Below are 5,929 nucleotides of genomic sequence, written 5' to 3'. Positions count from 1 at the left end.
AGGGCCGGCAGCGCGACCGCCTGTTCCGCCTGCAGTGGCGCGGCATCGGCCGCCTTGGCGCCGGCAAAGAGCGGCAGGTCCTCGGCCGCCGCCCGCGCGCCCAGATGGCCGCTCAGGCCCCGCACCTCCCAGAGCGCGGCGCGCCGGTCGAGCCCCATGGAGCGGAAGGCATCCGCCTCCGCCAGCCGACGTAGCGAGAACATGTCGATGCGGGCGCGGAAATAGAGGTCTCGCACTGTGGCGAAGCCGGCGCCGCGCGCCGCGACGATCTTCTGCCCCGCCTCTTCGCGCAAGCCCTCCACCTGGCGCATGCCGAGCCGCAAGGCATGGCGGATGGCGCTGGACCGCTCAGCCGGCTCCAGCGTGTGGTCCCACCGGCTGTGGTTGACGTCGACGGGGCGCACTTCGCCGCCGTGGTCGCGGAAGTCGCGCACGATGGAGGAGGCGGAATAGAAGCCCATGGGCTGCGAATTGAGCAACGCGCAGGCGAAGACGTCCGGATAGTGGCATTTGAGCCAGGACGAGGCATAGGCGAGCAGGGCGAAGCTGGCTGAATGACTTTCGGGAAAGCCGTAATCGCTGAACCCCTTCATCTGGTTGAAGCAGCGCTCGGCGAAATCGGGCGCGTAGCCCTTGCCGAGCATGCCGCCGATGAAATCCTCCCGGAACCGCTCGATGTCGCCGTTGCGGCGGAAGGTGGCCATGGCCCGGCGTAGCCGGTCGGCCTTGTCGGGCGAGAAGCCGGCGCCGACGATGGCGATCTTCATCGCCTGCTCCTGGAACAGGGGCACGCCGAGGGTCTTTTCCAGGACGGCGCGTAAGGCGTCGGACGGATAATCGATATCCTCGATACCATCACGCCGCCGCAGATAGGGATGCACCATATCGCCCTGGATGGGGCCGGGTCGCACGATGGCGATCTCGATGACGAGGTCGTAGAAATTTTTCGGCTTGAGGCGCGGCAGCATCGACATCTGCGCCCGGCTCTCGATCTGGAAGACGCCGATCGTGTCGGCCTTCTGGATCATCGCGTAGGTGGGCCCGTCGTCGCGCGGCACCGAGGCGAGCGTTTCGCTGCGCCCGTAATGGCCGCGCAACAGGTCGAAGCTCTTGCGCAGGCAGGTGAGCATGCCGAGCGCCAGCACGTCGACCTTGAGGATGCCCACCGCGTCGAGGTCGTCCTTGTCCCATTCCACCATGGTGCGGTCCTTCATGGCGGCGTTGGCGACGGGCACCATCTCGTCGAGCGGCGCACGGGTCAGCACGAAGCCGCCCACATGCTGCGACAGGTGACGCGGGAAGCCGATCAGCTGCTCGACCAGGAGCAGGGTCTGGCGCAGGCGCGGGTCGGCGGGATCGAGCCCCACCTCGCGTATCTGCGCGCCGGCCGGCGTCTTCTCGGAATGGCCCCAGACCAGCTTCGTCATCGCGGCGACGACGTCGGGCGAAAGGCCCATCGCCTTGCCTGCCTCGCGCACGGCACTGCGCGTGCGATAGGAGATGACGGTGGCGGCGAGACCGGCCCGGCGGCGGCCGTATTTCTCATAGATGTACTGGATTACCTCCTCGCGCCGCTCGTGCTCGAAATCGATGTCGATATCGGGCGGCTCGCCGCGCTCGACGGAGATGAAACGCTCGAACAGGAGGTCGATCTCGGTCGGGTTGACCGAGGTGACGCCGAGACAGTAGCAGACCACCGAATTGGCCGCCGAGCCGCGCCCCTGGCACAGGATCGGCGGGTCCTGCGTGCGGGCGAAATTGACGATGTCGTGGACGGTGAGGAAATAGGCGGCGAATTTGAGCTGGGCGATGAGGCGCAGCTCGTGGGCGATCATGTTCTTGATCTTGTCGCTGATCTCTTCGCCGAAGCGCACGCGCGCGCCGTGCCAGGTGAGGCGCTCCAGCTCTTCCTGCGGCGTGGCGCTGTCGCCGGCGGGCTCATCGGGATAGTCGTAGGACAGTTCGTCGAGCGAGAAGCGGCAATCCTGCATGATCTCGATCGTGCGGGCGATGGCACCCTCGTGGCCGGCCAGGAGCCGCGCCATCTCGCGCGGCGACTTGAGGTCCCGTTCGGCGTTGCGCTGCAGGCGGAAGCCGGCCTCGTCGATGGTGCAATGCGCGCGGATGCAGGTCACAAGGTCCTGCAGCGGCCGGCGCGACGGCGTGTGGTAGAGCACGTCGTTGGTGGCGACGAGCGGCGTGCCGCAGGCAAGGGCGAGATCGGCAAGGCGCTGTTGGCGCGCGCCGTCATTGGCGCGGCGGTAGGGCGTCAGCGCCAGGAAGACGGCGCCCGGAAACAGGGCGGCGAGCCGGCGCAGGCCTTTTTCGAAATCCGCGCCGAAATCGTAGGGCGGCATGGCGATCAGGCGCTGGCCGCCGCCGAGCCCGGCGAGATCGTCGAATTCAAGATGGCATTCGCCCTTGGGCGCGCGGCGGTTGCCGATGGTGAGCAGCCGGGTGAGGCGGCCATAGGCGCTCTTGTCGGTCGGGAAGCACAGCGCCTCGAACCCGTCCATCAGCACCAGCCGGACGCCGACGACGAGGCGGATCTTCTGCTCCTTCGCCTCCACATGGGCGCGCACGGCGCCCGCCAGCGTGTTGCGGTCGGCGATGCCGATGGCGGCATGGCCGAGCAGCGCCGCCGCCCGGACCAGCTCCTGCGGATGCGAGGCACCGCGCAGAAAGCTGAAATTGCTGGTGACGCCGAGCTCGGCAAAGGGCGGCGGGGGAGGGAGGGCGCCTTTCGGCTTGGCGCGGCGCTCTTCGATACCCCCCTCTGCCCTGCCGGGCATCTCCCCCTCAAGGGGGGAGATTGGTTGTCGTCGATGAAGGTATCCAATCGTCGACGTTGCAGAATGGGCACCGAAATCACCGCAAGCCGATCTCCCCCCTTGAGGGGGAGATGGCCGGCAGGCCAGAGGGGGGTGCGAAGGGGCGCCTGGCTTGGTCATGCGAACACCCCATGGATGAACCATTGCGGCATTTCTTCCCCGCGTTCGTAAAGCCCGTCTCGATAGAGCCAGAAGCGGCGGCCGGCCTCGTCTTCGACGCGGTAGTAGTCGCGCGTCTTGCGGCTGGCGCCGGCGGGAGCGAGCCACCATTCGGGCGCGATCCTTTCGGGCCCTTCGGCGCGCGCCACGCGATGCGCCATGCGGCGCCACTCGAAGCGGGTCGGCGGGCCATCCGGCACTTCGGCAAGGGCGGTCACGGGCTCCGGGACGGCGAACAGGAACAGCGGCCGGGCGAAGGCCGCTCCGTCCTGAACGATGCGCGCATGGGCCTGCCAGTCATGGTGCTTCACCGGCTCGAGAACGGATGCGCAGCGAAAGGCCCGTTCGGGCACGTGGCTTTCATAGGGCAGGGCGCGGGTGACGTTCTGCGCGCCGAAGCGATTGACGAGGCGGTCGAGCAGGGGGGCGACGTCGCCGCGGGTCGCCGCCGAGGTCTCGTTTTCCAGATCCTCCTGCCGCGCGGCCAGCGGCTCCACCTGAAAGGCGCCGAGGCTGGCGGCCTCGAAGCCGAAGCCGGCGCGATCCTCGATGCGGTCGAGCCGTTCGCTGAGCAGGCGGGCGAGGTGGCGGGGATCGCGGGTGGCGGTGCTGGTGGCAAGCGGCAGCGCCTCGAACCAACCGTCGACGCGGAACAGGCGCAGTTCCACGCGCCGCGCGCCCTTGCCGGCCCGCTCGAGCTCGGCGCAGAGATCGCGCGCGAGCCGTTCGATGACGACCCCGACGGCATCCTGCGTGACGACCGGCTCGGCGAAACGGTACTGGACGCTGTGGAAGACCTGCGGGCTGAGCGGGCAAAAACTCTCCTCCTCCTGGCCGAGAGCCTCGTCCAGCCGGCGTAGCGCAAAGGCGCCGAAACGGGCGACAAGCGGCGCACGCGGCTTGCCGAGGAGATCGCCGATATGCTTCAGGCCGAGCTTGTCGAGCGCCGAAAGCGTCGTCTCCTCCAGGCGTAGCGCCGCGACCGGCAAGGGCGCCAGATTGCGGTGCAGGGTTTCGCGCTCGACGATGAGGCGCGGGGTGGACGCGTGGCGGGCAAGGCCCCAGGCGGCGCCGAGCGTAGGAGCGATGGCAAGCCGCGCCGTCAGCCCGAAACGGGCGAGCCTTTCGGCAAGGGTCTCCAGAAGCTTTTCCTCGCCGCCGAACAGATGTGCGCAGCCGGTGATGTCGAGGCTCACGCCGTCCGGCGCGTCGGCGCGGGTGAAGGGGGAGAAGCATTGGCACCACAGGGCGAGCCGGAGAAGCGCCCGCTCGTCGCCGGGAAGGTCGGCATGGGCGACCTGCAGGGTCGGGTGGATGGCGCGCGCATCGGCAAGCGCCATGCCCGGCGAAAAGCCGAGCCGTTCCGCCGACGCGTTGAGGGCGGTGATGTGCTGGCCGCTGTCCGAGGTGGTGACGAGCACCAGAGCCGCATCCCGCTCTGACCTGTTGGCAACGATCGCATCGCGGTCCGGGGCCTCGTCGTCACGAGGCCTCCGACCAGACATTGGCAGCGCCATGCGCCCATGCCGGCGCTCGATCGGCCAGCGGGGCAGGAAGACGGAAAGAAAGCGCTTCATGATCCCATTCGACATCCCAGCCGCTCGATCCGTGGCCGGATATCCCTTTCCTGCATTTGACGAGTTGAAGCCGCCAGCGCGGCGCGCCCGGCCCGGCTCTTGCCCCTCGCGCCGGTGCGCTGGGAAGGCCGGCGACCGACCAGCGCGTCTCTGCCGCCGTGGCCTCGCCGGCAGTCTGCCGGCTGCGGAGAATGAGCGCCGTTCCCCCCTGGCGGGCCGCACGCATGGCAAGCCGCCGGCTGGCGGGAAAATCATAGGCCCGCGCATTGTCCGGCAGGATGCCGATCACGGCGGAAAGGGGCGCGTGCGCCAGCCCTTCCTCGAGGGCCCAGAGAATGTCGATCGGCTTGCGCACGCGCAGTTCGATCAGACGATCCGGGTCGAAGCCGAGGGCGGCGAGCCCGAGCGGGTAAAGCCCGCCTTCGCTGAAGGCCTGATGCGCCGGAACCACCCACAGGACGGGCCCGGGACGCAGCCGCGTGATGCGGGTCAGGAGACAGGTGGCGAAACCGGCGGAGGCGGCGAAATCGCCGGACGTGGCGGGAACCAGTTCGTGCAGCGCCCCGGTCTGCAGCCCGTTCGCGGGCAGGGCCGCATCAAGTGGCGCGGGCCCGAGCGCAACCGAGGGGTGCCGGAGGGGCGAGAGGCGTTCCTTGGCGGCAATGCGCCGGCGCAGGGAGTCTATGACGAGGGCGTGGTTCATGACGCAAGCCGAGACGCATGTTACAAGGGGCTGGTGGAGACGCTGGAGCGCCCTGCGTCCATTTGGACGCACAAGGAACGCTCGATCTTTTTGTCTTCCGCATTCATGCGGACGCCAGGCGGCCCCGCCTGACTGCAAAATGCTATGGGAGAGCCTGCCGGCAGCGCGCCCATCGCATTTGGATCAAAAGGTTCGGGTTTTTCTCTGAGCAGGCTGTTCGGATTCGCCTTTCGCCGTTCCGGAAAAGACGCTTGCCGGTGATGCTGCGCCTGCAGCCAGTCCTCAAGCCGCTTTTGCCGGCGATGCGGCGCGCCTGGCATCGCCTTGCGGTCGCAGACGGGATGGAACGGACAGCCGCCACCACCCCTGGAGCAGACGTCCTTGCCGAGCCGCTGCATCAGGATGTGGTGCTCCTCCATCTCCATGGCCCCCCAGCCGTCAGGCGCCTGGCGGTTCAGAAGCCGCACGGAACGCTCCAGGGACGTGCCGTCCGGGACGAGGCCGAGGCAGCGGGCGGCGCGCCAATGGGCCGTGTCGACCACGAGGACGCGCTTCTTCAGCGTGCTGAGATTGAGCGTTGCGGTGCTGGTCTTGGGGCCGATGCCGTAAATCCGCTCCAGCCATGAAAGCGCCGGCCCGACCGGCCAGCCGGCGAGGAA

At 68.6% G+C, this 5,929-nt stretch carries 3 protein-coding genes and 1 pseudogene; all 4 read right to left on the bottom strand.

Annotation, left to right across the window (positions count from 1 at the left end):
- A partial coding sequence (locus NUU27_RS24715) for an error-prone DNA polymerase (RefSeq protein ID WP_257764956.1) occupies nt 1–2,792 on the bottom strand: 2,792 nt, incomplete at its 3' end.
- Between the two features lie 155 nt (nt 2,793–2,947).
- The gene (locus NUU27_RS24710) at nt 2,948–4,567 is read right to left on the bottom strand and encodes a DNA polymerase Y family protein (protein WP_257764955.1); all 1,620 of its coding nucleotides are present in this window, start codon (nt 4,565–4,567) and stop codon (nt 2,948–2,950) included.
- Nucleotides 4,473–5,270 carry an ImuA family protein gene (locus NUU27_RS24705; protein WP_257764954.1) on the bottom strand — a complete coding sequence of 266 codons (798 nt, stop codon included), beginning with the start codon at nt 5,268–5,270 and terminating at the stop codon, nt 4,473–4,475. The genes NUU27_RS24710 and NUU27_RS24705 overlap by 95 nt, the downstream gene beginning before the upstream one ends.
- Nucleotides 5,271–5,290: 20 nt before the next feature.
- Nucleotides 5,291–5,929 (bottom strand): annotated as a pseudogene (locus NUU27_RS24700) (hypothetical protein); the annotation flags it as partial.

The organism is Nitratireductor sp. ZSWI3, from assembly GCF_024655565.1.
Classification (GTDB): Bacteria; Pseudomonadota; Alphaproteobacteria; order Rhizobiales; family Rhizobiaceae; genus Nitratireductor.
The sequence above is the reverse complement of the archived record's forward strand: the minus strand, read 5'-3'. Positions and strand labels throughout refer to the sequence as shown.